22 protein-coding genes and 1 pseudogene are annotated in these 23,828 nt (G+C 59.5%); 16 read left to right on the top strand and 7 right to left on the bottom strand.

Annotated elements, in window-relative coordinates; translation table 11 throughout:
- The first annotated feature begins 345 nt into the window (after positions 1 to 345).
- The 7 genes from AB4O22_RS21940 to AB4O22_RS21910 all read left to right on the top strand — a co-directional run bounded on the left by AB4O22_RS21940 (position 346) and on the right by AB4O22_RS21910 (position 7,657).
- Complete coding sequence (locus AB4O22_RS21940; protein ID WP_223471485.1) at positions 346 to 1,500, top strand: mandelate racemase family protein; 1,155 nt, start codon at positions 346 to 348, stop codon at positions 1,498 to 1,500.
- A gap of 72 nt (positions 1,501 to 1,572) precedes the next feature.
- Positions 1,573 to 3,195, top strand: a complete 1,623-nt coding sequence (locus AB4O22_RS21935; RefSeq protein ID WP_028237159.1) for an ABC transporter substrate-binding protein — start codon at positions 1,573 to 1,575, stop codon at positions 3,193 to 3,195.
- A 34-nt stretch (positions 3,196 to 3,229) separates the two neighbouring features.
- Positions 3,230 to 4,267, top strand: a complete 1,038-nt coding sequence (locus AB4O22_RS21930; protein WP_013692286.1) for an ABC transporter permease — start codon at positions 3,230 to 3,232, stop codon at positions 4,265 to 4,267.
- Positions 4,267 to 5,172 carry an ABC transporter permease gene (locus AB4O22_RS21925; RefSeq protein WP_223524304.1) on the top strand — a complete coding sequence of 302 codons (906 nt, stop codon included), beginning with the start codon at positions 4,267 to 4,269 and terminating at the stop codon, positions 5,170 to 5,172. Before AB4O22_RS21930 ends, AB4O22_RS21925 begins: the two co-directional genes overlap by 1 nt.
- A gap of 10 nt (positions 5,173 to 5,182) precedes the next feature.
- Positions 5,183 to 6,022, top strand: a complete 840-nt coding sequence (locus tag AB4O22_RS21920; protein ID WP_013692288.1) for an ABC transporter ATP-binding protein — start codon at positions 5,183 to 5,185, stop codon at positions 6,020 to 6,022.
- 10 nt (positions 6,023 to 6,032) lie between these two features.
- A complete protein-coding gene (locus AB4O22_RS21915) occupies positions 6,033 to 6,800 on the top strand; it encodes an ABC transporter ATP-binding protein (protein ID WP_028237158.1) in 768 nt (255 codons plus the stop codon).
- 134 nt (positions 6,801 to 6,934) lie between these two features.
- Entirely contained in the window at positions 6,935 to 7,657 is a 723-nt protein-coding gene (locus AB4O22_RS21910) for an oligogalacturonate-specific porin KdgM family protein (RefSeq protein WP_013692290.1), read from the top strand.
- A gap of 1,126 nt (positions 7,658 to 8,783) precedes the next feature.
- Here the strand turns inward: AB4O22_RS21910 and AB4O22_RS21905 are convergent.
- Positions 8,784 to 9,527: a FadR/GntR family transcriptional regulator gene (locus AB4O22_RS21905; protein ID WP_460097155.1), complete on the bottom strand. Its 744-nt coding sequence runs from the start codon at positions 9,525 to 9,527 to the stop codon at positions 8,784 to 8,786.
- A gap of 97 nt (positions 9,528 to 9,624) precedes the next feature.
- Between AB4O22_RS21905 and AB4O22_RS21900 the strand changes: the two genes are divergently transcribed.
- On the top strand, positions 9,625 to 10,338 hold the full coding sequence (locus AB4O22_RS21900; protein WP_223472519.1) for a FadR/GntR family transcriptional regulator: 714 nt from the start codon (positions 9,625 to 9,627) through the stop codon (positions 10,336 to 10,338).
- A 62-nt stretch (positions 10,339 to 10,400) separates the two neighbouring features.
- Here the strand turns inward: AB4O22_RS21900 and AB4O22_RS21895 are convergent, their stop codons facing one another.
- On the bottom strand, positions 10,401 to 11,450 hold the full coding sequence (locus AB4O22_RS21895) for a hypothetical protein (protein WP_013692293.1): 1,050 nt from the start codon (positions 11,448 to 11,450) through the stop codon (positions 10,401 to 10,403).
- Between the two features lie 117 nt (positions 11,451 to 11,567).
- Here AB4O22_RS21895 and AB4O22_RS21890 point away from each other — a divergent pair, with 117 nt between their 5' ends.
- Positions 11,568 to 11,939, top strand: a complete 372-nt coding sequence (locus tag AB4O22_RS21890) for a PH domain-containing protein (RefSeq protein ID WP_013692294.1) — start codon at positions 11,568 to 11,570, stop codon at positions 11,937 to 11,939.
- A gap of 55 nt (positions 11,940 to 11,994) precedes the next feature.
- On the opposite strand, the gene AB4O22_RS21885 is transcribed toward AB4O22_RS21890, so the two are convergent.
- Positions 11,995 to 12,411, bottom strand: coding sequence for a VOC family protein (locus AB4O22_RS21885; protein ID WP_003197916.1), 417 nt, complete (start codon positions 12,409 to 12,411; stop codon positions 11,995 to 11,997).
- Positions 12,412 to 12,628: 217 nt separating this feature from the next.
- Here AB4O22_RS21885 and AB4O22_RS21880 point away from each other — a divergent pair, with 217 nt between their 5' ends.
- From AB4O22_RS21880 to AB4O22_RS21865, 4 genes and pseudogenes are all read left to right on the top strand, one after another.
- The gene (locus AB4O22_RS21880; protein WP_223472520.1) at positions 12,629 to 13,789 is read left to right on the top strand and encodes a hypothetical protein; all 1,161 of its coding nucleotides are present in this window, start codon (positions 12,629 to 12,631) and stop codon (positions 13,787 to 13,789) included.
- 83 nt (positions 13,790 to 13,872) lie between these two features.
- Positions 13,873 to 14,352, top strand: coding sequence for a DUF6998 domain-containing protein (locus tag AB4O22_RS21875; RefSeq protein ID WP_069971155.1), 480 nt, complete (start codon positions 13,873 to 13,875; stop codon positions 14,350 to 14,352).
- Between the two features lie 192 nt (positions 14,353 to 14,544).
- Positions 14,545 to 14,666: pseudogene (locus AB4O22_RS21870) on the top strand (isomerase); the annotation flags it as partial.
- A gap of 135 nt (positions 14,667 to 14,801) precedes the next feature.
- On the top strand, positions 14,802 to 15,395 hold the full coding sequence (locus tag AB4O22_RS21865; RefSeq protein ID WP_069971153.1) for a DUF1353 domain-containing protein: 594 nt from the start codon (positions 14,802 to 14,804) through the stop codon (positions 15,393 to 15,395).
- A gap of 82 nt (positions 15,396 to 15,477) precedes the next feature.
- On the opposite strand, the gene AB4O22_RS21860 is transcribed toward AB4O22_RS21865, so the two are convergent.
- On the bottom strand, positions 15,478 to 16,239 hold the full coding sequence (locus AB4O22_RS21860) for a hypothetical protein (RefSeq protein ID WP_053118569.1): 762 nt from the start codon (positions 16,237 to 16,239) through the stop codon (positions 15,478 to 15,480).
- Positions 16,233 to 17,378, bottom strand: coding sequence for a hypothetical protein (locus AB4O22_RS21855; protein ID WP_460097152.1), 1,146 nt, complete (start codon positions 17,376 to 17,378; stop codon positions 16,233 to 16,235). The genes AB4O22_RS21860 and AB4O22_RS21855 overlap by 7 nt, the downstream gene beginning before the upstream one ends.
- A gap of 165 nt (positions 17,379 to 17,543) precedes the next feature.
- Here AB4O22_RS21855 and AB4O22_RS21850 point away from each other — a divergent pair, with 165 nt between their 5' ends.
- Complete coding sequence (locus AB4O22_RS21850; RefSeq protein ID WP_460097150.1) at positions 17,544 to 18,089, top strand: DUF4256 domain-containing protein; 546 nt, start codon at positions 17,544 to 17,546, stop codon at positions 18,087 to 18,089.
- 92 nt (positions 18,090 to 18,181) lie between these two features.
- Here AB4O22_RS21850 and AB4O22_RS21845 read toward each other — a convergent pair whose 3' ends face one another.
- Positions 18,182 to 19,693 carry a hypothetical protein gene (locus tag AB4O22_RS21845; RefSeq protein ID WP_460097149.1) on the bottom strand — a complete coding sequence of 504 codons (1,512 nt, stop codon included), beginning with the start codon at positions 19,691 to 19,693 and terminating at the stop codon, positions 18,182 to 18,184.
- A 322-nt stretch (positions 19,694 to 20,015) separates the two neighbouring features.
- A complete protein-coding gene (locus AB4O22_RS21840) occupies positions 20,016 to 20,420 on the bottom strand; it encodes a DUF488 domain-containing protein (RefSeq protein ID WP_460097738.1) in 405 nt (134 codons plus the stop codon).
- A 184-nt stretch (positions 20,421 to 20,604) separates the two neighbouring features.
- Between AB4O22_RS21840 and AB4O22_RS21835 the strand changes: the two genes are divergently transcribed.
- Both AB4O22_RS21835 and AB4O22_RS21830 read left to right on the top strand, forming a co-directional pair.
- Positions 20,605 to 21,441, top strand: a complete 837-nt coding sequence (locus tag AB4O22_RS21835) for a response regulator transcription factor (protein ID WP_258559839.1) — start codon at positions 20,605 to 20,607, stop codon at positions 21,439 to 21,441.
- Positions 21,441 to 23,828: a hybrid sensor histidine kinase/response regulator gene (locus AB4O22_RS21830; protein WP_460097148.1), complete on the top strand. Its 2,388-nt coding sequence runs from the start codon at positions 21,441 to 21,443 to the stop codon at positions 23,826 to 23,828. Before AB4O22_RS21835 ends, AB4O22_RS21830 begins: the two co-directional genes overlap by 1 nt.

The following is a 23,828-nucleotide window of genomic DNA, read 5'->3' as shown; positions in this document are numbered from 1 at the left end:
TGGGAGCGAGCTTGCTCGCGATGCCGGCGGCACAGCCAACATCACCGTCTCAGACAGACCGCTATCGCGAGCAAGCTCGCTCCACAGTCGCGCATCTCCTGGCCCACGTCTTCAGCCTTCAAGGCACTACGTCGTCTGCGGCAAGTGGTCTCACTTCGCGCTGTGTGGTATGACGACATTTTAAGATTTTTCTCGTGGAAATAACCTCTTCTCCGCGAAAAACCTCGTTCATGCGCAGGTTTTATTGCATTTGAGGGGTTGACAGTCCACCAGGAACGTCAGAATAATCCGCATCGTTGTATGACGACATACAAATAAACAATAACAACATTGGTGTTCCTCCCCATGAGAATCACAGGCGTTCACGTCGACGTTTTTTCCACCCCTTCGCGCCGTGCCCAGGACAGCGCCGGCCATGCCCATCCCGGCGATGAGGTCATGATCAAGATGGCTTTGCTGCGAATCGGTTGCGACGATGGCTCCGAGGGCTATGCCTTCGGCCCGCCTGAGTTGATTCGTCCGCACATCATCGAGTCCTTCGTGCGCAAAGTGCTGATCGGTCGCGACCCGATGGATCGCGAGAGCATCTGGCAAGACCTGGCACACTGGCAGCGCGGCAGTGCCGGGCAGTTCACCGACCGGGCGCTGGCGCTGGTGGAGCAAGCCTTGTGGGACTTGGCCGGGCGTGCGCTCAAGCTGCCGGTGCACAAGTTGATTGGCGGCTATCGTGACAAGGTTCCGGCGTACGGCTCGACGATGTGCGGCGACGATTTGCCGGGTGGGTTGTCGACGCCGGACGAGTACGCTCAGTTCGCCGAGAAGCTGGTCCAGCGCGGCTACAAGGCCATCAAGTTGCACACCTGGATGCCGCCGATTTCCTTCGCCCCCAACCCGCAGATGGACATCCAGGCCTGCGCCGCCGTGCGTGAGGCGGTCGGCCCCAACATCGCGTTGATGCTCGACGGTTACCACTGGTACAGCCGCATGGACGCGCTGACCATCGGCAAGGCACTGCAGGAACTGAATTTTGCCTGGTTCGAAGAACCGATGATGGAAGACTCGGCCGAGTCCTATGCCTGGCTGGCGGCCAACCTGGATATTCCAGTGCTGGGCCCGGAAAGCATCGCCGGCAAGTTTCACAGCCGCGCCAGTTGGGTCACCCACAAGTCCTGTGACATCCTGCGTGCCGGCGTGGCCGGGGTCGGTGGTATCGGGCCGTGCCTGAAGGTGGCGCACTTGGCTGAGTCGTTCGGCATGGATTGCGAAGTCCACGGCAATGGCGCGGCGAACCTGGCGGTGGTCGGTGCCATCAGCAACTGTCGTTGGTACGAGCGTGGCCTGCTGCACCCGTTCCTCGACTATGAAGAAGTCCCGGCGCACCTCAACAGCATCGTCGACCCGATGGATGCCAACGGTTTTGTGCATCTCTCCGATCGGCCAGGGTTGGGCGAAGACATCAACTTCGCGTATATCGAGGCCAACACCCTGTCTCGACATTGATCCTGTTCCACGCCTGAGGCTGATGGCTGCCCGGGCGACAAAGTCTTTATAAATATAAGAAAGGACTGAACCATGAATCTCTGGCCCAAGCGCCTGACCAGGCTGCTATGTGTCGCCGTGGCCCTGTGCGCAGTGCAGGTGCCCGTCAGCCTGGCCCAAGGCGAAACGCCCCCCGACCAATTGGTGGTGGGCATGAGCATGATCAACCTGCTGTCTCTGGACCCCGCTGCGGCCACCGGCCTGGAGGTCGCCGAAGTCAACGCCAACGTCTATGACATGCTCCTGGAGCAGGACGCGGCGCAGCCGGACACGCTGATTCCGGCCCTGGCGAAAACCTGGGAAGTCAGCCCCGACCGCATGCGCCTGACGTTCCAGTTGCGCGACGACGTGCGTTTTCACTCCGGTGCGCCACTGACCGCGCAAGACGTCGCCTGGTCATTGCAACGGGTGGTCACCCTCAACCGCGCCCTGGCTTCAACCTGGAAAGCCTACGGCTTCACCGCCGACAACGTCGTCAAACTGATGCGTGCCGAAGGGCCGCACACCTTTGTCATGGAGCTGCCCCGCATTACCGACCCGATGCTGGTGCTCAATACCCTGGCGACCTCTCCCAGTGCCTTCATCATCGATCGCTCGGTCGCCTTGCAACATCAGGTCGGCGACGACCAGGGCGCCGCATGGCTGGCGACGCACACGGCCGGGTCCGGCGCGTTCAAGCTCGACATCTGGCGGGCCAACGACGTGATCCTGATGAGTCGTCATGACGACTATTGGCGCGGCCCCGCGAAGTTGCGCCGGGTGATCATGCGCAACATGACCGAGTCCCAGGCACTGCGCCTGATGGTCGAGCGCGGTGACCTGGACGTCGCCCGGGGCATGGCCGCCACCGACATCAAGGCGCTGGGCAAGGTCGATGAAGTGCGCATCCAGAGCATCGCACGGGGCACGCTGTATTACGTGGCGATGAGCATGCAGCAACCGTTGTTCCAAGACATCCGCGTGCGCCAGGCCATCCGCCTGCTGATCGACTACCAGGGCATCAACGATGTGGTGATGCCGCACTACGGCGTGATCAATCAGCGGCCGTTGCAGTTGGGACTGCCTGCACGCCTGGAGGATCCGGGCTATCGCCTGGACGTGGCCGAGGCCAAGCGCCTGCTGGCGGCGGCCGGACATGCCGAAGGCTTCAAGGTGACCATCCGTTCGCTGACCGATCCGCCGTTCATCAACATCGCCACCAGCCTGCAAGCGACACTGGCCCAGGCGGGCATCCAGGCGACGATCATCACCGGCACCGGCAACCAGATCTATGGGGCGATGCGCGACCGCCAGTTCGACATCCTCGTCGGTCGTGGCGGCGGCGGGGCGGAGCGTCATCCGCACTCGAGCCTGCGGGCCCTGGTGTACAACCCGGACAACCGCACCGAAGCCAAGCTGAGCAACTTCCAGGGCTGGCGCACCTCGTTTTTCAACCCGCAGCTCAATCAATTGATCGAGCAAGCCGAGCGCGAGCGTGACCCCGAGCACCAGCGCGAAATCTACGCGCAGATCCAGACCCTCTACGACCAACAGGCCGGGGCGATCATGCCGGTCTCACAGATGGTGGACGAAGTGGTGATCCATGCGGATGTGCGCAACTACATTGGCCACACCGCCGCCACCACGCGTCTTCGGGACGTCTACAAGCAGCGCTGAAATCGACGGCCACAGGGCCAAGGCAGGAATGAACATGTCGACTGCATCCTTTTCAATCTGGACCACCCGGGCCGCTTCGGCGACCCGACGCGGCGGCTCGGTGGCGGTGACGTTGCTGGGGTTGCTGCTACTGACTTTTTTCATCGGACGAGTGATGCCCCTGGACCCGGTGCTGGCCATCGTCGGCCCGGACGCCGACGCCTCGGCCTACGCCCAGGTGTACAAAGAGCTGGGCCTGGACAAACCGTTGTGGACCCAGTTCGCGATCTACCTCGGCGACCTGTTGCACGGTGATTTCGGCATGGCCTTGCTGACCGGCAACCCGGTCATCACCGACATCGCCCGGGTCTTCCCGGCTACGTTGGAACTGGCGACCCTGGCCATTCTGTTCGGCGTGTTGGCGGGCCTGCCGCTGGGTGTCTACGCCGCGACTCATCAGGGACGTGCCGGTGACCATATCGCGCGTCTGATTACCCTGTTCGGTTATTCCACACCGATTTTCTGGATCGGCATGATGGCTTTCCTGGTGTTCTACGCCTGGCTGGGTTGGGCCGGTGGCGTCGGGCGCATCGGCCTGGCCTATGACGGGCTGATCCCGAGACACACCGGGCTGTTGTTGATCGACACCGCCTGGTCCGGCGACTGGGAGGCCTTTCGCAGTGCGTTGCGCCACATCCTGCTGCCGGCGGTAATCCTCAGCTTCAACTCGGTCGCCTACATCAGCCGCATGACCCGCAGCTTCATGCTCGAGCAGCTGTCCCAGGAATACATCATCACCGCCCGGGTCAAGGGTTTGTCCCAGCGACGCATCGTCTGGGGTCATGCGTTCGGCAACATCCGCGTGCAGTTGCTGACCATCGTCGCGCTGGCCTACGGCGGCCTGCTGGAGGGCGCGGTGCTGATCGAAACCGTGTTCGCCTGGCCGGGCTTCGGCCAGTACCTGACCAGCAGTTTGCTGCTCGGTGACATGAACGCGGTGATGGCCTGCGTGCTGTTGATCGGCCTCATCTTCGTGACGCTGAACCTGATCAGCGACGCGCTGTACAAGATCTTCGACCCGAGGACTCGCTAATGAACCTGCCCCTGGCTTCCAGCGCACCCGCCGCCGCGCTGCCCGCTTCCAGTACCGCAGCGATGGCCGCCAGCGCCTTGCGCCTGCTGCGTTTCCTGCTGCGCAACCCGATGACCTTCGCCGGCCTGGTCGTTGTCTCGACCCTGATGCTGGTCGCGGCTTTTGCTCCCTGGATCGCCGGCCACGATCCGTTGCTGCAGAACCTCGCCGGCGCGTTGCAGGCACCCAGTAGCGCGCACTGGTTCGGCACTGACGAATACGGTCGCGATGTGTTCGCCCGGCTCGTGTATGGCTCGCGCATCACCTTGTACATCGTCTTGCTGGTGACGGTGATTGTCGGCCCCATCGGCCTGCTGGTCGGCACGGTTTCCGGTTACTTCGGTGGCTGGGTCGACAGCCTGTTCATGCGCATCACCGACATATTCATCTCGTTCCCCAGCCTGGTCCTGGCGCTGGCGTTCATCGCCGCCCTCGGCCCGGGGCTGGAGCACGCAGTAATCGCCATCGCACTCACCGCATGGCCGCCGATTGCCCGACTTGCCCGCGCCGAAACACTGCCGTTGCGCAACGCCGACTTCGTCGTCGCGGTACAGCTCCAGGGTGCATCCAGTACCCGGGTCATCCTGCGGCACATCATTCCAATGTGCCTGTCGTCGGTGATCATCCGCCTGACCATGAACATGGCGAGCATCATCCTCACCGCCGCCGCCCTGGGCTTTCTCGGTCTCGGCGCCCAGGCACCGTTGCCGGAGTGGGGCGCGATGATCTCCACCGGGCGGCGCTACATGCTCGAAAGCTGGTGGCTGGTGGCGGCGCCCGGTGCGGCAATCATGCTGGTCAGCCTGGCTTTCAACCTGTTGGGCGACGGCTTGCGCGACGTCCTTGACCCCCGCAGCCAATCCTGAGGACAGCCCCATGACTGAGATAAAACTTGCGGTACAGGACTTGTGCGTGGAGTTTCGCAACGCCGGCAAAACCTCCCTGGCGGTGCGTGACGTGTCGTTCACCCTGGGCCGGGAAAAACTCGCCATCGTTGGTGAATCCGGCTCGGGCAAATCCACCGTCGGCCGCAGCCTTTTGCGTCTGCATCCGCCGACCGCGCGGGTCACCGCCAAGACGTTGCGCTTCGCCGACATCGACCTGTTGGCCGCCAGCGAAAAGCAGATCCAGGCGATTCGCGGCGCGCGCATGTCGATGATCATGCAAGACCCAAAGTACTCGCTGAACCCCGTGGTGCGGGTCGGCGAACAAATCGCCGAGGCCTATCTGGCCCATCACAAAGTGCCCCATCGCGAGGCCCGCGAACGCGCCCTGGACATGCTCGCCAAGGTGCACATTCGCGACCCTCGGCGGGTCTATGAACTGTACCCCCACGAGGTCTCGGGCGGCATGGGCCAGCGGATCATGATCGCCATGATGGTGATCACCGATCCCCAGGTGATCATCGCCGACGAACCGACTTCGGCGCTGGACGTGTCGGTGCGCCGCCAGGTGCTCAACGTGCTGGAAGAGTTGGTCAGCGAGCGTGACCTGGGGCTGATTTTCATCAGTCACGATTTGAATCTGGTGCGGCATTTCTGTGACCGCGTGCTGGTGATGTACGCCGGTCGCGTGGTCGAGTCGATTGCCGCCGCCGACCTGGGTAACGCCACCCATCCTTACACCCAGGGCCTGTTGGCCGCATTGCCGAGCCTGGACCATCCACGCGCCACGCTGCCGGTGCTGCAGCGCGACCCACACTGGTTGAATGCTTGAGGAGCCTGTCATGAGCATGATTGAAATCGCCGGCCTGAACCTCAGTTTTGGCTCCGGCGCGGCACTGAACGCGGTACTGCACGACGTCGATTTGAGTGTCGCCGAAGGCGAGGCATTCGGCCTGGTGGGGGAGTCCGGTTCGGGCAAGACCACCGTGCTGCGCTGCCTGGCCGGGCAGTACCAGCATTGGAACGGACAACTGCGGGTCGCAGGGCAAGCCGTGACCCGCAACCTGCCGCTGAATCACTACCGCACCGTGCAGATGGTGTTCCAGGACCCGTATGCCTCGTTGCATCCGCGCTACACCGTCGATGCCGCGTTGCAGGAACCGCTGCGCATCCACGGCATCGACGGGCGTGCGCAGAAGGTCAGCGAGATCCTGCGCAAGGTCGGCTTGAACGACAGCTTCCGCTTTCGTTATCCGCACCAGTTGTCCGGCGGTCAGCGCCAACGGGTGGCGATTGCCCGTGCGCTGATCCTGCGTCCCCGGGTGCTGTTGCTGGACGAGCCGACCTCGGCGCTGGATGTCTCGGTGCAGGCGGAGATCCTCAACCTGCTGGCCGACTTGCGTCGCCAGGAAGGGCTGACCTACCTGATGGTCACCCATGATCTGGCGGTGGTGGCGCACCTGTGTGATCGGCTGGCAGTGATGCAGCAGGGCAGGGTGGTGGAGACGCTCGACAGTCACCTGCTGGCGAGCGACGGCGCTGTCCATGCGTACACCCGTTTGCTGGTGCAAGCCAGTCGCGACATACAGCGTGTACCCATCGCTGTCTGAGTTTTTTAACTGACGAGTTGTACTTGTTTTAACCCGTAAAAGACGTTGAGCCCCAGGTATCAATGCCGCGCACGCGCTCGCCTGTGATTTGGCGTTTACCCCAACTAACTATTAAACCAACAAGAATAAAAAACATGAAAAAGTCCCTCGTAGTTCTGTCCATCGCTTCGTTGTTCACGTCGGTTGTTGCACAGGCCGATACCGGTTATATCAACGTACGCCATCAATATGCGGAACAGTCGCGCATGCATGCCGACCGCGCCAAGTTCGGCATGCGGCTGGACAACGGCATTGGGTTGGAAGGTGAACTCAAATACAAGACCGCCGGTGATCGCGAAGACGTCGCCTTCGACAACACCGTTGGCAGCGGCCATGAATTCACCGTCAACTACCAGCACAAGATCGATGACCGCTGGACGCTGACGCCCTCGTTCGCCATGGAGAGCGATGAGGAATCCACCACCTACAAATTGGGCATGCGCCTGGGCTACAAGATCACCAAGGAACTGAGCATCGCCGGTCGCTACCGCTACGATTCGTCCAAGCTGGACCGTGACAAGGTTGATCATGACGTGCCGGACAACGGCCAGGACGATCAGAAAATCAATCGCTACGACGTCTACGTCAACTACGCCGATCAAGGGCCGTGGGCTTATGAGTATCAACTGACGTACTTCGATGCCAACTACATCCGTTATAACGGCGGCACCGATGACTATGAACAGAATGCCGTGGTCAAGTACAAGTGGGATAAGCGCTGGGCACCGTTCTTTGAAGTGGGCGATATCAAGGTCAACTCGGTCGACAGTGATCGCCAACTGCGCCTGCGGGTCGGCATTCAATACAACTTTTTCTAAGTTGTGGTAGCACTGGGATCAACTTGTGGGAGCCGAGCGTTCACAGATCAGGCGTTCACCATAGATCCCCTGTGGGAGCTGAGCTTGCTCGCGATGGCGGTGTGTCTGTGCCAATGATGTTGGATGTATCGCCGTCATCGCGAGCAAGCTCGGCTCCCACACTGGTTTTCGAGCGTTCACAGATCAGGCGCTCACCCTAGATCCCCTGTGGGAGCTGAGCTCGCTCGCGATAGCGGTCTGCCTGTGCCAATGATGTTGAATGTCTCGCCGTCATCGCGAGCAAGCTCGGCTCCCACACTGGTTTTCGAGCGTTCACAGATCAGGCGCTCACCATAGCTCCTCTGTGGGAGCTGAGCTCGCTCGCGATAGCGGTCTGCCTGTGCCGATGATGTTGAATGTCTCGCCGTCATCGCGAGCAAGCTCGGCTCCCACACTGGTTTTCGAGCGTTCACAGATCAGGCGCTCACCATAGCTCCTCTGTGGGAGCTGAGCTCGCTCGCGATAGCGGTCTGCCTGTGCCGATGATGTTGAATGTATCGCCGTCATCGCGAGCAAGCTCGGCTCCCACACTGGTTTTCGAGCGTTCACAGATCAGGCGCTCACCATAGCTCCTCTGTGGGAGCTGAGCTCGCTCGCGATAGCGGTCTGCCTGTGCCAATGATGTTGAATGTATCGCCGTCATCGCGAGCAAGCTCGGCTCCCACACTGATTTTCGAGCGTTCACAGATCAGGCGCTCACCATAGCTCCCCTGTGGGAGCTGAGCTCGCTCGCGATAGCGGTCTGCCTGTGCCGATGATGTTGAATGTATCGCCGTCATCGCGAGCAAGCTCGGCTCCCACACTGGTTTTCGAGCGTTCACAGATCAGGCGCTCACCATAGCTCCCCTGTGGGAGCTGAGCTCGCTCGCGATAGCGGTCTGTCTGTGCCGATGATGTTGGATGTATCGCCGTCATCGCGAGCAAGCTCGGCTCCCACACTGGTTTTCGAGCGTTCACAGATCAGGCGCTCACCATAGCTCCCCTGTGGGAGCCGAGCTTGCTCGCGATAGCGGTCTGCCTGTGCCGATGATGTTGGATGTATCGCCGTCATCGCGAGCAAGCTCGGCTCCCACAGAAGGGGTGTGGGTTATTCGTTGTAGAACGCCTGGCGTTGTTGGGTTTCACACAGGCGCATGCGGCTGTTGCTCAAATGCAGGTACATGGCCGCCCGCGCTGCATCGATGTTCCCACTGACGATCGCGTCGAAAATCTGCTGGTGTTCGGCGTTGATCCCCTGAAGATAAGCACTTCGATCACTTTGCCCGGAGTAGGCAGAGTTCATGCGCGTACGCGGGATCAGCTTCGTGCCCAGGTGCTTCATGATGTCGATCAGGTAGTAATTGCCGGCGGCCTTGGCGATTTTCAGATGGAACTGGAAATCGGCATTGATGGTGGTGCCGGATTTTTCCGGGCCTTGCAGCAACGCCTCCAGGGCCTGGGCCAGTTCGGCCAGGGCTTCAGGCGTTGCGCGCTCGGCGGCCATGCCAGCGGCCTGGACTTCCAGGCTCAGGCGAAACTCCAACAGGTTGAGCACATCCGACAACGTCGCAATCGTCGCCGGCCCCAAGGTGAAGCCCTCCGGCGCCGGCATGTCGAGGACAAAGGTGCCGACGCCATGCCGCGTCTCCACCAACCCCGCCGCCTGCAAGCGCGACAGCGCCTCACGCACCACCGAACGACTGACGCCTTCGGCCTCCATGATATGCACTTCGGTGGGGAGCTTTTCGCCGCACTTGAGAATGCCATCGCGCATGCGCTGGGCAAAGCGGTCGACCAGGGTTTCGGCGAGGCGGCGCGGCTTGTTCAGTGGAGATAACGCTTGATCCGTCATCGGCTTGCTCTTGAGTGATCAGCGGGCATTATAGTGCGTTTCGCCGCGAGGTCGCGGCTATAATGCCGCGATCGTCTGGCTTTAATGGATAGGTGCAATGGACCGTGTCACACCCGATCGACGCCTGAGCATGACTCAGCAACTGGTGGTCGACCTGACGCAGCAGATACTGGCCGGCGAACTGCCCGCGGGCAGCAAACTGCCGACCGAACAGGTCATCATCAAGGAACGCGGCGTCAGTCGGACGGTGGTTCGCGAAGCCATGTCGCGGCTCCAGGCCGAAGGCTTGGTGGAGACGCGCCACGGCATTGGCACCTTCGTGGTCGACACCGCTCGCCCGGGGGATTTCCAGGGCAGCAAGCACGTCAAGGGCGGCGCCTACGATGCGTTGGCCGTCATCGAACTGCGCCTGAGCCTGGAAGTTGAAGCGGCCGGCATTGCCGCGCAACGGGCCACGCCGGAGCAACTGGTGGCGATGCGTGAAGCGCTGGATGCAGCGAGTGCCTTTAGCGCAACGGATGACGAAAGCGCACGGGTCGATTTCGCGTTTCATCTGCAGATTGCCCAGTGCACAGGCAACAGTTTTTTCATCGACGCCATGGCCCATGTGGGCAATAGCCTGATCGCGGTCGTGCAACAGGCCGGGCCGGCGGTGACGGGTGAAAATCGGGCGTCGGTGGTGCGTGAGCGCGAGCAGGTCTACGCGGCGTTGGCGCGGCGTGATGCCGAAGCGGCGCGGGCGTCGATGCGTTTGCACTTGATCAATATGCTGCAGCGGGTTCGGGGTGTGGTCGAGTCGACGGCGCAATAACCTCCCACCGCAGAACCCTGTGGGAGCGAGCCTGCTCGCGATGACGGTGGCCCATTCGCTTGCTAGTTGCGCTTCCAGCACTCCGCAAACCGCGCACATACCCCGTAACGCTCATCCATCTGCGCCATCCTCTCCAGGTGATGACCTACCGCTTCGACCGTCACCCCATTCCCGATCCGGAAGTACTCCACCATCATCGCGACGTCCAGGTCGATCTCGGCTTTTTCCGGCTTGGCATTGGCGGTTTTGGGCAACGCCCACTGTTCCAACTGCTCATCCTTCAACTGCCGCAGGCGCGTCTGGTATTCGTCCTTGAAGCGTTCCATCGAGTGCGCCTTGTTCTGAGCCATATCATCGCCAAACGTCTTCAGGTTTTCCCGGTACAGCGTCCAGTAGTCAGCCGGCAGGTCGAAGCCGAGCTTGGCCTTGCGTTCGCTGATCAGGGTGTCCAGCTTCTCTGGCGAATAACTCTCGACTTTTTCCTTGGCCGGATCGGTCTTCACCGTGACGACCAGGCTTTTATCGATGACCCGGCTCATCAGCTCCAGGCGATGGGGCGTGTCCGGGTAGGTCTTGGGGAACAGCGCATTGCGACCGGCGCAGGCGGGAAAGTCTTTTTTCAGGATCGGGATCGGTGTGCGCACGTCCTTGCCGTCGACCCGTTGCAAGCGTTGCAACTGAGTCAGGCAGAAGTTCTTCTCGGACTTGAACGTCACCTCGTATTCGGCATTGGCCTCGGGCGTAAAGTTGAAGCCCTTGCCGCACACGGCATAACCGCTGTTCATGTTGGTGCGCAGGTGAATCTGCTCACCCGGCTTGAGCTTGACCTCCAAATAACCCCTGGCATCCTTGGGCGCCGGAACGCTCATCCCCACCCGCCGCGCGGTATCGCTCAGCAGCATATTGTTGAGAATGCCGGTGGTTTGCCCGTCGCAATGGGCCGCGTCGAAATAATCCAGCGTGGCGTTGCTGGTATTGGCGACGAACCGCAACTTGGCGGCGTCCGGTTCGATGGCATCGGGGTAACTGCCATTGACGCTGCAACCGCCGAGCAATACAAACAACGCGGACAATGCTAATAACGGGGCAGGACGGCGAGGCAGGGCGAGCATGGGTCATCCTTGAAGGATCGATAAAGTTGGCGAATGCTACTGAAGTGCCACTATTGCGTCCATCACCTGCCGCAGGGCTGTAGGCAATACTATTTTCTTCTCGACAAGGACTTATCGATGATCGACTTCAACAACAAAGGCTTCTTCAAGCTCAAGCAAAACGACGAATATGCCGAGCGCGTCACGGCGCTGCTGCTGGACGGTGAACAGGTCATCGACGCTTACAAATCGATGCGCGACGGTGTGGTCTTCACCAACAAACGCATCATCGCGGTGAACGTGCAAGGCATCACCGGCAGCAAAAAAGACTTCACTTCCTTACCCTACAAAAACATCGTCGCCTACTCGGTCGAAACCTCCGGCACCTTCGACCTGGACTCTGAACTGGAGATCTACTTTTCATCCCTGGGCAAAGTGAAATTCGAATTCACCGGCAAGACCGGCATTGTGGAAATATCCAAGGTAATCTCCAAACACCTCCTGACCTGATCGGCAAACTCAGTATCCACCGCCAACCCCCTGTGGAACGCTCGCCAGTTGCTGCTCAAGGCTCCAACGCCGGCCCCTTCAACTCGATCTGGTTGCCGTCCGGATCGAAGCAGTAGATCGACCAACCCTTGCCCTCCGCGCCATAGCGCTTCTGCGCTTTCTCAACCTCCAGGCCAGCTGAAGCCAGATGCGCGAGGAGGGCTTGTTCATCAAACGGCTCGATACGCAGGCAGAGGTGATCGACGTTGTGCCCTTGCTTCCCGGCCGCCGGCCCGCCCTGGCGACCGAGAGGCCCGTCGACGGCTACCAGGTCAATCATCGAAACACCGGTGCCCAGATGAATCATGCCAAGATCGTCCCGGCGCTTCTTGAGCTCGCAACCAAGCACCGACGTGTAGAAAGCGAGGCTGCGCTCGATGTCTTTTACGCGCAGGACGATGTGGTCAATACGTTGAATCGTGAAGTTCTTCATACGGGCCTCATGTGCTCAGTGATGGACGCTACGGGTTACTTCACCTTAGCTAACCGTGCTGGAATGTCATCGCAGAATTCACCGCGCCTGTCGACCCGTGGTCGGTATCCTGCTGGTTAAAGTTAACCGACATGAAGTCGATAGTGTCTTTCTGGAAGAGTGCGCACCCATCAGTGCCTCTCGTTATTGTTTAATTTGGAATGACAGGGATAGGGCAATGGAGCAAGGAGTCGGTACAACGGAAGGGAAACAGAAACCTGTCTCATTCCAACAGGATATCTACGCGGCTCTCAAATTGATGGCCGAGCACTGGGGTCTGATAGGAAGTTTGGGGGCCTTACTCAGTGCGGTGGTCAGCTTCGGGATCTTGATGACCTATGCAAAGGCGATCAACCGCATCGACCTTTTACCCTTGGTGTTCGACAAACAGCTCTCCGCATTGCTTCCGTGGATGGGGATGGTGGCCTTTGTCCTGTTTCTTTACATGGTGGTGATGGGCGTCACCACGATGTTTTACGCATTAGCCGTGTCTATGTTCAACCAAACGCCGAACCTCAGACCGACGGTTGCCAGGTTCTTTTTCTGGGCGGCGGTGGTTGGATCATTGATCATCGTCACCTTCGCGTTTCAGGGCCCCAAGGTTGACCATCGCATTGTCGCTTGCGTGATTGTTCTAGGCATGAGCGCTGTCATGGGGGTGTCGTTGAAATCGAAAAAATTCCGAATGGCCCTGGAATTGGTGTCCCTCTTCAATAACCTGAAAGGGCTTGGGGTTTGGTGGCATCAGGCTGGCGTGTTCCTGTTTGCCTACTTCGTTTTGATGGTTGCCGTTTTCGCTGCTGTCTACCCGATGTTGATCTTGCTGAAGTCCTACACCGGCAAAGACACCCCGGAAGCCATCACGACACTGATGATCATTTCCATGGTGGCGGTGGTCCTCTTGTTCTTGCCGGCCCTGATCTTTTTTGTGAGCAAAAAACACATCGTTACGCGGGGACTATTGTCGGTCGGATCGGCGTTGCTGGTGACCTTGGCCGTTGTCGCCACGTATCCGGGCGCAAGTTCTACCGTAGTGTTCAAGGCCGCCGGGATGATGGGCGTGCGCGAGACGAACCCGGTCAAATATCGGTTGTTGAAGAACTTCGAGGCCAAAGACTTTGATCTGGCGAGCTGGGGAGAGGTGGAGGTGAGCCGGGATCTTCCGGTTGTGAAAGCCTTCCCGCTCTTCTCGCTTGGTGACGTCCTGCTGCTTTGCCCCAGTGGTTTGAGTGGCAAACGATTGGGCGAATGGCCGGAACATTCACATGCCTGCATCCTCACCCAGCGCAGTGATGTCGTGATACTGCCTGATGCGGTAGTTGTGCCTAAGCAAGCGTAGGGTCGACAAGCACTTCAGAATAAAGCGCCCGGCCGAATCTCCAGTGGGTTGGTTAGGCAGAGTTGCCAATCAAGGACGTAGAGATGCCAATTACCGAAGAACAGGCAAATGCAATCGGGCGATTTTATGCGTCGGTTGACGAGCTGAAAAACCAGAACATCGTGCGCTCGGACAAGTATCTCGGCGACATCGCCGAGTTCCTGGCTATGTCAGCATTTGGTATGGCGCTCGCTGAAAGCCAGCGTCAAGAAGGTTACGATGGTTACATCGGCAACAAGAAAGTCCAAGTCAAATATAGCGGTGGTCGCAGCACAACCGTCGATTGCGGTGATCCCGGTACCTACGATGAACTCATCATCATTCTTGGCCCTGGAAGTGTGCTGCGTCCCGAAGGGATGACCGACCCATACCTTTATTACCGGATACCTGGCGAAGTGGTGCGTCAGCGTGTGCCGCATGGTGATGGCAAGATTCGCTTCAGCATTGGCAATCTGCCCCAGGCTCACCGAGTGCTTATTACCCATTCAGGAACAACGGTGGAAGAAGGGGGATCCGGGAGGTGATCACGCCTTCCCGCAGAGCTGATTTGTCACAGAAGCTCACGGCGTTTGGCGAGGTCATCGATCTGGTTAAACCTGAGGTTGCCATCCCCGCACTCAAGCCGAACGAAGCCATGATCGACCTGGCGCTCAAGCAGGCATCGAGCATTGCCGTGCTCGCGATGTTCGAGCCCGCCATTACTTCGATGATGCCACCATCTGGCTCAACACAGCCTGCCGTTGATTCAATTCGCGGCACCGGCTGGCGTCACCAAAGGCATTGCTGCTTTACAGGGCAAGGAAGACGAGTTCGCAACGGACTGCTCCAGAGTGTTCGCTAGGGCAGGGTATCGCACGTTAATTTCAGTCGGAACGTGCACAGATGGGGAGGAGCGTCTACTTTCCGTCCACGAGATGGCGTTTTGCCCTCTGACGTAGATGTTCAGCGTTTCATCAGGTTTGGAGTCAGCACCATGCCCAAAAAGCGAGTTCTTCTGGTCGGTCTTGTCACGTGCATGGTCGCTGGGTGTGTAGCGCCTCCTTCACCCGCCGTTCGGGCCTTTGGTGACAACAAGTTTTGGATGACGCTCGAGGACATGCCTTACGTCATCGGGAGTACGAAGGAGCGCATTGTCGTGCCCAAGGGCTTCGTCACTGACTATGCGTCAATCCCGCAAACGCTGTGGTCATTAGGGCTCTCGCAACATGGTCAATACAGCCGTGCGGCTCTGATCCATGATTATCTTTATTGGTCTCAAGGCTGCAAGCGCGAACAAGCTGACAGGTTACTGGTTCTCGCCATGAAGGAAAGTAAGGTCGGACAGTTCGATGAGTTTCTGGTCTATCAAGGGGTCAACCTTGGTGGGGGTGGCCCCTGGAATGACAATGCGAAAGAGCGAAAGGCGAACCTGCCACGGGTGGTACCTGAACGGTACTTGAAACCGTCGGATCCGAACGTAACTTGGCCAACGTATAGAGCCATGCTCGTGGAGCAAGGTGTGAAAGACCCCTCATTTAAACAAGACCCTTCATATTGCAGATACGGCGACTCCACCAAGGTGCCATAAAGGGCTAACGTCAGTATTTAATGGCTTCTAACAGGTTTTTTACACACTATCAATATGTCTGATAGCGTGCGAAAAATCTGATTCAAGCGAGACTGAAAGCTTCTTGAATGGTCTTGATCAAACGGTCGCCGTTCACACCTTTGTAGGCTTGGGGATTTGACGCGAGCTCAGCGGGTACTTGATTTAGAAACGCCTTCAAATCGAGCGCCAATCGTTCAGGTAGCTGGGCCATTCCTTCAGTCAGACCGACAGCCAGTACGATCACATCCCTGAAGTGCTTTTTGATATCGCGACTGTCCACGGCAATGCCTTGTTCAAGCAGCGCCTTCTTGTTCAGCCACGCATGGGCCTTGAGGGGAACGAGCCGATCAGCACCGATGTGGCTGATCTCCTGGGTGTGATCGACGCCGGCCAGGAGAAAGGCGTAGTACTCATCATCAAGAATGATCGCAGACAGGCTGGCGGCTTGCTCCTCAACGGGGACCTTGGTCATTCTGGCCGCTTCTTCATGCTCCAGGCCATCCGGCACTCGGGAAAACAGCTCGACCTGAACGGGAAAGGATTTGTCCTCAGGATTCTGGAAACGATAAAAAACCGGCGAGTCCCCACTGCTGTCACCATTCTGGCGGATGGCATAGCCGCCGTCCTTGATGAACTTCCAGAACTGCCCGACGAACGCACGATCCAGTGCCTCGACGACCAGGACGATATCCAGATCCTTGGTCAGTCGAAACTCTGCGCCCAGTTCCTCCATGGCAATTGAAGCGGCCACCCCGCCGATCAGAACGTAGCTGTCCTGGAAGTCCCTGAAATATTCTCGAAACCGGTCTACACCCACTACCATTTCACGTTCTCCATCATTTCATCGAGACACATTTGCACGCGCTCGTCATGGTCATCCTTGAGGCTCAGACAGAGCGAAAAGGGGTCTACCGTCCTCGTGGCGATGTTGCTGCGTGGTGGTTCATAACTCCAAAACTGAATGCAGCATGCGGCGTGGTTTGGCGGTACTTCGAGGTAGGGCGCGGTGGTCTCGAGTTTCGACTTGGCTGTTTTCGACGTTGAGCCCCAAGCTCCGAATTCTTCCCCGTAGGCTGCATTCTTTTCAGTTTGAGCAAGCTCCCGGACATGCTCGAACTGCGCTGCGGTCATTGCAAAGCAAGGGACTTTTGGGCCGGCGAGAAGACTCATTTCAGCCAGGGCCGTTTCTCCGGCCAGCAACATTGGGGTGTCGTCAAAAACCTGAGGAATTGCATTGAGCCAAAGTGTTTTTTTGACCGGCGTGCGCATGGATTCCTTGGCCATCTCCCAAGTCTGCTTGGGGGACAAGTGAAACAGGATCGCGGCCTCACCCATTTCCTTTCCAGGCTTAACAATGTCCAAGTCGGTCAGTTCCTTGATTGCTCTGCTGACGGTCATTTTCGCGTAGGTAAAGGACTTCTCGAAGGTAGCGCGAGAGGTCAGGAGCTGGTGGTGCCATCCCTTGATCAGGAATTGAATCAGCATGGCTTGGGTGGCGGGGCTCAGGACCTGAGGTTTTTCCAGGCGCTGGCGGTAATACTCACGCAAGTCCATGCCAAAGGCCGGAAGGAAAAGCTGATTGCCCGGCACGATGAACTGGACGCCTTTCTCCACCAGCCGCTTGCGGTCATAACTCGGAAGCGTGTCTGTGACGAAAATCATCAAGTCGCCGGTCTCGGGCAGCTTTTTATATGCCTGAAAGTTGTGGATGGCCTGAATATGCTTGGCGACATCCGCAACGCTGGCTTCACGCTGTGGACGTTCCTTGAGAATGAGGCAGCCGGACCCGAAGATTTCCGTGACGAAAAATTCGTAGCGGTCACGCAACGCATACGGAAGGATCTTGACGTGCTCCCACGGTTTTAAGCGCAGCTTCAGGCCCAGCACGTTCTCTACGTAGACTTTGAGCTCGATCAGATCACGCCTTTCGGGGAGATCGTGGTCTTGGTGGGAGGCGGGCATAGCCATTCTTCCGTATCAGGATTTCAGCACGGTATCAGAGGTTTTGATAGCGTGCAAAATTCTTGATCTTTCTAGATGGATATTGGTTTCTGACCTCACGCCTCAATGGGGTTGCTACGCTGGTACTGCCAAGATTTGGAACCGGCCACCAACGGACCCAAAACCATGAAAAAACAACACCAGGAAAACCTTCTCCAAACTTTGAAAGCCCGCTTCGAACAAAACCCCCATCGCCACCCGGGTATCCCATGGGCCGACGTCCAGGCCAGGTTGGAAGGCAACCTTAACGTCCTGAAATCCCTTCAGGCCATGGAAGCCACCGGCGGCGAGCCAGACGTGATCGGTCTCGACCCGAAGACCGGCGTTGTCACCTTCTGCGATTGCGCCAAAGAAAGCCCGACCGGTCGCAGAAGCCTCTGCTACGACCGCGCGGCCCTGGACGCTCGCAAGGAGAACAAGCCAACGGGCAGCGCGGTTGAAATAGCCGAAGCGATGGGCATCGCCCTGTTGACGGAAGACCAGTACCGAGCGCTGCAGGAACTGGGGGAATTCGATGCCAAGACTTCCAGCTGGCTGGCAACCCCCCCTGAGCTTCGCGCCCTCGGCGGGGCGATTTTCGGTGACTTTCGTTATGGCCGGGTGTTCGTTTACCACAATGGCGTGCAGTCGTATTACGCGGCGCGAGGGTTTCGCGGGTTGCTGCGGGTTTGAGCCCTCAAAAACACCGCTAACCCCGTGGCGAGGGAGCAAGCTCCCTCGCCACGGGGTTAGCGTACGGTCGAAGGAAATGCAGCAGAAGCCCCTCACTCAAAAACCAAAACCTCACCCCCCTTGGCCTCAACCATCTCACTGAACACCGGCAACCGCGCGACAAACTCCGTCTCGAACGCCAGATACCGATCCTGCGCCGCCAAGTAACGAATCTCCGGCTTCACCCGCGCAATATCCTTGGAAGACAGCTTCACCACCTCATGGCTGCGCTGATTCCAGAACCAGGCCAGGGTGTGTGTGCCAAACGTATTGCTGCTGTAATTCCACACCCACCAATCCCCATGCCCCCGGGACACATGAAGCTGCCCGTGAAACGTGCGCAAGGTAATGACCTGCTTGGGCTGCGTGACGAGCAGGCGCGTGTCCTGGCGCAGTTCGCTGCCGAAACCATCCAATGTCGCCTTTGTCGCAGTGCCAGTCATGAAGTTGAGGCGCCACGCCAACAGCACCGTCTCCTGATAACCCGAGTGCTCGACGTTCTGCCGCGCGCCTTCGCTGAACAGCAGGATCTCGTCACCCCCCAGGTACGCGGTTGAGGCCCGCAGCTTATAGGCCTCAGCGGGCATCGGTTTGGCGACGATGGCCTGGTGCGGCGGGTCTTGATTCCAGACCCAGCACTTCGGGCCGTTGTGCTGCATGAACAGTAAACGGCGAGGGCCGATGGGCAGGATTGTCAGTTCATCCGCGTACTCGAAAATCACCTCGCTGCTGTCCGCCGTGATCCGCCAGATCCGCGTCACATGCTCGGGTTCGTAAATACGCTGGCGTTCGAATATCTCCGAGCCCACCACCACGCAGGGCTGTTCAAACTCCGGCCACTGCTCCCCGGCAGGCCCGAACGTCGCGATCTCATCACCTTGCCGAACTTCGTATTGATAACGGTCATCCGCACTGTAATCGCCGCGTACGACCCGACGTTTCCACAGGCTGCGCTGGGCATCGGCATCGATGAGCTGCAAGTCCGCGCCGTCCACGCCATCGGTCCGGTGTTCGAGCATGTCCTGCTCGGTGGGCGGCCACTGGTTGTAATCGATCAGGAAGCACAACCACTGGTCTTCGTCCTGCTCGGTGATGGCGGCCCAACCGTTGCGGTAGTTGTATTCATGCACATAGGTGGCGCCGGGATAGTCATGGACTTCCTGCAGCCACTTCACCTTGCCGCGCTTGGGTTTGACCTGTTTGCGTTCGACGGCGGCGGGCTCCGGCGAAGCGATCAAACTCGCCGTGAACCCCACCTCGCCGCGCTGGCCTTGCCAGTGCTTGGCAAACGCCTCACGCTGATCGGCCCGGACAATCACCGGCCGATAATCATCGCCACCGGCATCCAGGTTCCACAAGTCATACCCCTGACCCGCCAACACCGGCGCCAGCGCCTCGAAGCAGACCTCGGGCATCTCGTTGGACAGCTCATCCAACAACGCCTCGAACCCCGGGCCGGCAAACACACCGATGTCGGGATAGTAATGCTGCAACAGCCCGAGCAAGTCGCTGCCCGGTGTTTTCCAATCGATATGAACCAATGGATCAAATGGCGATGGCGTCACGGCTGTCTTCCTTGTGGTTTCTCTGCGCGCCATCTTAGCCGCACGCCGCCGAACTTAAGCAAACCAATTACCCCGTGGAGAGCTCTGTGCAGTGCATTGATTGTTCCCACACTCTGCGTCACCTCGCAGAAGCGGAACGCGGAGCGTCCCTGGCGGCGTTCCCACGCGGAGCGTGAGGAACGATCTTCCACCGCCGCCGCACCCTGATCGTGCCCACGCTCTGCGTGGGCATGCATCCCGTGACGCTCTGCGTCACCTCGCAGAAGCGGAACGCGGAGCGTCCCTGGCGGCGTTCCCATGCGGGAGCGGGGGAACGATCAACTCAAAGCTCCGGAAACTCAGAAAAATAACAAACCGGCGAACTCCCCTCCGCCCGTTTCTCCACCTCATCCTCCAACCACTGCGCCAACACCACCGCATTATTCTCAACCGTCGACTTGGCCGCATACACCAACGTCAGCGTCCCATCCCGCGCAATATCCACCAGCTTCCACCAATGCTCTGGCCGCGCCGCCAGCTCACGCCGATACGCCACGCTGAACTCGGCAAACGAAACCGCCCCCGCCTTGAACGCCTTGCGCAACTCATGGGAAGGCCCGACCTCCGGCAGCCACTGCGCAATCGCCAACGCATCCTTGCGGCAATTGCGCGGCCACAAGCGGTCCACCAGAACCCGTACGCCATCCTCGGCGCTGGCTGTTTCATAGGCGCGTTTGCACTGGATCATCAAAGCCTGCCTGTCGAAGTAGGATCGCCTCAGCATAGCGGCCATGGACATATCGGCGCCTTCAAGTCTTCGCCGCACCTGCCGCTATTGGTGTAACGATTTTTACCGATCCATCGATTTTGCGTTGCGATACCGTTGCTTTCCGGCAATTAATTGGCAAACGCACGATAAGAGAACGTAGCGAATGGACGACGGACGATACGAAAGGCGGGCGGCTCTGGAGGCAAGCGCGGCGGTGTCGTCCGAGCCGCCGCATATTCTGCTGATCGACGACGTCCCGGAGGATATCCGTGCGACGCTCATCTTGCTCAAGGCCCAACCCTGGCGCATTTCCCTGGCCAGCGATGCTCACCAGGGTTATCAGCGGGCACTGGCCTTGCGTCCGGATTTGATCGTGCTGGACGTGCACATGCCGCACATGAACGGTTTCAGCCTGTGCCGGCTGTTGCGCGAGGCGCCGTCGACCCGGCACACGCCCATCCTGTTCCTGTCGTCGGCCAACAGCTCCATCGAACGCCTGGAAGGGCTCACCGTGGGCGGGGTGGATTACATCCCCAAGTCCTGCGCACCCGAGGAAGTGCTGGCGCGTATCAAGATCCACCTGCAATTGACCTGGCGCGCGCCGCCCACCCACCAACAGAACCCGGCGGATCCGGAGCCGGAAGGCGATGAGATCGTCCTGCGCGCCGCGATGCGGTTGATCGAAGACCACCTCGATGACATGCCGTCCCTGGTCCAACTGGCGCAAAAAGTCGGCACTCACGAGAAACGTCTCTCGCGAATCTTTCGCGAGCACCTGGGGCTGACCGTGTTCGCCTACATTCGCGACGCACGACTGCGGCGCGGCCAGGATCTGCTTTCCGAAAGCGCCATGAGCGTGCAAGACGTTGCCGAACTGGTGGGCTTTCGCAACGCCTGCAACTTCACCACGGCCTTCCGCCAGCGAATCGGCATGACGCCCAGCCAGTTTCGCCAGCAAGCCCTGGGCATCACCGAAACCGAGTTGGCCGGGCGCGCCTGATGCGGCTCCTACAGGTTTTATTGCTGACGATAGCGTTGTTATCCACAGGCTTGCTGCGCGCCGCGCCTGTGGATATCTGCCGGGCTGACCACCTGGACCTGATGCCCGCGATGCAAATTTTCGAGGACACCCAGGCCAGCCTGAGCCTGGAAGAAGTCACTCAACTACCCAACACGTATTTCAAGCACGTGACCCCAGGCTGGCCGACCCAAGGCTACAGCCGCTCCGCCTTCTGGTTGAAAGTGCAGCTCAGCAACTCAAGTACTGCGGCGTGTTCGCGCCTGCTGGTGGTCGGCGCGCCGCGCCTGGAAGACATCCGCGTCTATCAACCGGGTCAGGATGCCCATGCCGGCGGCGCCTATCCCTTGGCCGAATGGCCGCAGCCGGCGACACGTCAGCCGGCGTTCCCGGTCTCGCTGGCGGCAGGGGAGAGCGCCACGCTGTTCATCCGCGTGGCGAGCAATTTCCAGATGTTGCTGGAGCCGGAACTGTGGTCCGAACCGGCGCTGCTGCGCAGTCAGCAACAGACTTACCTGAGCGACGGACTCACCCTCGGTATTGTCCTGCTGGTGGTCCCGTTCGGTTTCATCGTCGGCTGGATCCTGCGCTCCCAACTGCTGACCGTGAACGCGGGCGCGATATTTAGCTACATCCTGCTGACCTGCATCCTCAACGGCTACCTGATCTATTGGCCCACCGCACTCGGCTGGACACGCGAGCTGCTGACCTGCGCCAGCGCGTTCTCGTTCGTACTCTTCCTGGCCTACATACGCGTCCTGTTGCAGGTTGCCCGTCTGCCCGGAATCATCGGCTGGAGCTATTGGGTGCCGCTGCTGGGCTGCATCCTCGGCCGACTCTGGTGGCTGAAGATCGATCCAGTCCAAGGCGCGCAGATCGTCCAGATATCCTTGATGAGTTTCTATGGCGTACTGCTTGCCACGCTGTTCATGGCTTGGCGCGCACGACTGAGCTACAACTGGATGGCCTGGCTGGTGCCGGCGCTGTTGCTTGGGCAATTGCTAATGCGGCTGTTCTTCCCCCAGGAGCAATTGCCCTGGCAGTCGCCGCAAAGCAAATACAGCCTATCGTCCACCCTGGCGGGCGTGGCGTTGCTGGTGTGTACGTTGATCATGGAAGTCGCCCGCAGTCGCAACCGTGAAAAAAACGCCCTGTCCACCCTCGACCTACAACGCCAAGCCGAACAGGAACGCCTGGAAAGCACCGTGGCCCTGCGCACGTCGCAGTTGCGCGAATCCCTGGCGGCGCGCAGTGCGTTGATGGCGCGGATCAGCCACGACCTGCGCTCGCCGCTGGTACGCATCATCGACTACGCGCGGCTGCTGCACGCCGGCCCCAACCGCGACTATCAAGCCACCATCGAGCGCAACGCCCGCCAGCAACTGGAGCTGATCGACGAGATGCTCGAGTTCTCCCATGGCGAGCTGGAGCAGATGCAATTGACCCTCGCACCGGGTTATCTGTACGGCTTCCTCAACGAGATCGCAGACGAAGCGGGCTTTCTCGCCGCACGCCAGGGCAACACCTTTGAGGCGGTGCTGGCGGATGACCTGCCGCCACTGGTAGAGGCCGATTTCAAACGCCTTCGGCAGATCCTCATGAACCTCCTGGCGAACGCGGCGAAATTCACTCGCAACGGCCAGATCCGTTTCGAAGTGAGCGCTTCTTCAGGTGCGAGCACCAATACCGTGGAACTGCGCTTCAGCGTGATCGACACCGGCATCGGCATCGACCCGCAGGAATTCGAACAACTCCTGCAACCATTCCGCCGCGGCCGCAATGCCCAGCGCTACGAAGGCAGCGGGCTGGGCCTGTCCATCGTCACGCAACTGCTGGAGCGCATGGACAGCCGCCTCGAACCCCAAACCACAGGGCAGGGCAGCCACTTCAGTTTTCGCCTGCAACTGAACTGCGCTCAAGAACACGACCTGGAAAACGGCATCGTCGACAACAACGCCACGCCATTTGACGGCCAGGGCAAACACGTCCTGCTGGTGGACGACATCGAACAAAACAGCGAATGGCTCTACGACCTGCTGGCCGGTTACGGCTTCGACGTGAGCATGGCGGCGAACGGCGAAGACGCCTTGGCCTGCCTGGCTGAACAATCGATTGACCTGCTGATCAGCGACCAGATGATGCCCGGCATGGACGGCTGGGAACTGCTGCGCCAAGTGCGCGACGGTCCGCGCGATCTACCCGTGATGCTTTATTCCGCAGTGCCGCCACGCAGACCGGAGAACTATCCACAGGACCTGGCCTTCGACGCAGTACTGCTCAAGCCCGCCGACAGCCGCGAATTGCTGGCGTGCGTCAAGGCTCTGGCCTGCGCGGACACGGCGGGTCCGGCGATGGCTCGGGAGCAATAG

It is taken from the genome of Pseudomonas sp. S3_B11, assembly GCF_054667715.1.
This window is presented reverse-complemented; position numbering and strand designations above follow the sequence as displayed.

Bases quoted from the DNA above. Each gene is read 5' to 3' on its own strand.
- AB4O22_RS21885 (WP_003197916.1), bottom strand. From the start codon at position 12,411: ATGAAGAACTTCACGATTCAACGTATTGACCACATCGTCCTGCGCGTA.
- AB4O22_RS21830 (WP_460097148.1), top strand. From the start codon at position 21,441: ATGCGGCTCCTACAGGTTTTATTGCTGACGATAGCGTTGTTATCCACA.
- AB4O22_RS21890 (WP_013692294.1), top strand. From the start codon at position 11,568: ATGATCGACTTCAACAACAAAGGCTTCTTCAAGCTCAAGCAAAACGAC.
- AB4O22_RS21925 (WP_223524304.1), top strand. From the start codon at position 4,267: ATGAACCTGCCCCTGGCTTCCAGCGCACCCGCCGCCGCGCTGCCCGCT.
- AB4O22_RS21850 (WP_460097150.1), top strand. From the start codon at position 17,544: ATGAAAAAACAACACCAGGAAAACCTTCTCCAAACTTTGAAAGCCCGC.
- AB4O22_RS21880 (WP_223472520.1), top strand. From the start codon at position 12,629: ATGGAGCAAGGAGTCGGTACAACGGAAGGGAAACAGAAACCTGTCTCA.
- AB4O22_RS21860 (WP_053118569.1), bottom strand. From the start codon at position 16,239: ATGGTAGTGGGTGTAGACCGGTTTCGAGAATATTTCAGGGACTTCCAG.
- AB4O22_RS21935 (WP_028237159.1), top strand. From the start codon at position 1,573: ATGAATCTCTGGCCCAAGCGCCTGACCAGGCTGCTATGTGTCGCCGTG.
- AB4O22_RS21835 (WP_258559839.1), top strand. From the start codon at position 20,605: ATGGACGACGGACGATACGAAAGGCGGGCGGCTCTGGAGGCAAGCGCG.
- AB4O22_RS21910 (WP_013692290.1), top strand. From the start codon at position 6,935: ATGAAAAAGTCCCTCGTAGTTCTGTCCATCGCTTCGTTGTTCACGTCG.
- AB4O22_RS21920 (WP_013692288.1), top strand. From the start codon at position 5,183: ATGACTGAGATAAAACTTGCGGTACAGGACTTGTGCGTGGAGTTTCGC.
- AB4O22_RS21915 (WP_028237158.1), top strand. From the start codon at position 6,033: ATGAGCATGATTGAAATCGCCGGCCTGAACCTCAGTTTTGGCTCCGGC.
- AB4O22_RS21905 (WP_460097155.1), bottom strand. From the start codon at position 9,527: ATGACGGATCAAGCGTTATCTCCACTGAACAAGCCGCGCCGCCTCGCC.
- AB4O22_RS21875 (WP_069971155.1), top strand. From the start codon at position 13,873: ATGCCAATTACCGAAGAACAGGCAAATGCAATCGGGCGATTTTATGCG.
- AB4O22_RS21900 (WP_223472519.1), top strand. From the start codon at position 9,625: ATGGACCGTGTCACACCCGATCGACGCCTGAGCATGACTCAGCAACTG.
- AB4O22_RS21855 (WP_460097152.1), bottom strand. From the start codon at position 17,378: ATGCCCGCCTCCCACCAAGACCACGATCTCCCCGAAAGGCGTGATCTG.
- AB4O22_RS21930 (WP_013692286.1), top strand. From the start codon at position 3,230: ATGTCGACTGCATCCTTTTCAATCTGGACCACCCGGGCCGCTTCGGCG.
- AB4O22_RS21865 (WP_069971153.1), top strand. From the start codon at position 14,802: ATGCCCAAAAAGCGAGTTCTTCTGGTCGGTCTTGTCACGTGCATGGTC.
- AB4O22_RS21895 (WP_013692293.1), bottom strand. From the start codon at position 11,450: ATGCTCGCCCTGCCTCGCCGTCCTGCCCCGTTATTAGCATTGTCCGCG.
- AB4O22_RS21940 (WP_223471485.1), top strand. From the start codon at position 346: ATGAGAATCACAGGCGTTCACGTCGACGTTTTTTCCACCCCTTCGCGC.
- AB4O22_RS21840 (WP_460097738.1), bottom strand. From the start codon at position 20,420: ATGATCCAGTGCAAACGCGCCTATGAAACAGCCAGCGCCGAGGATGGC.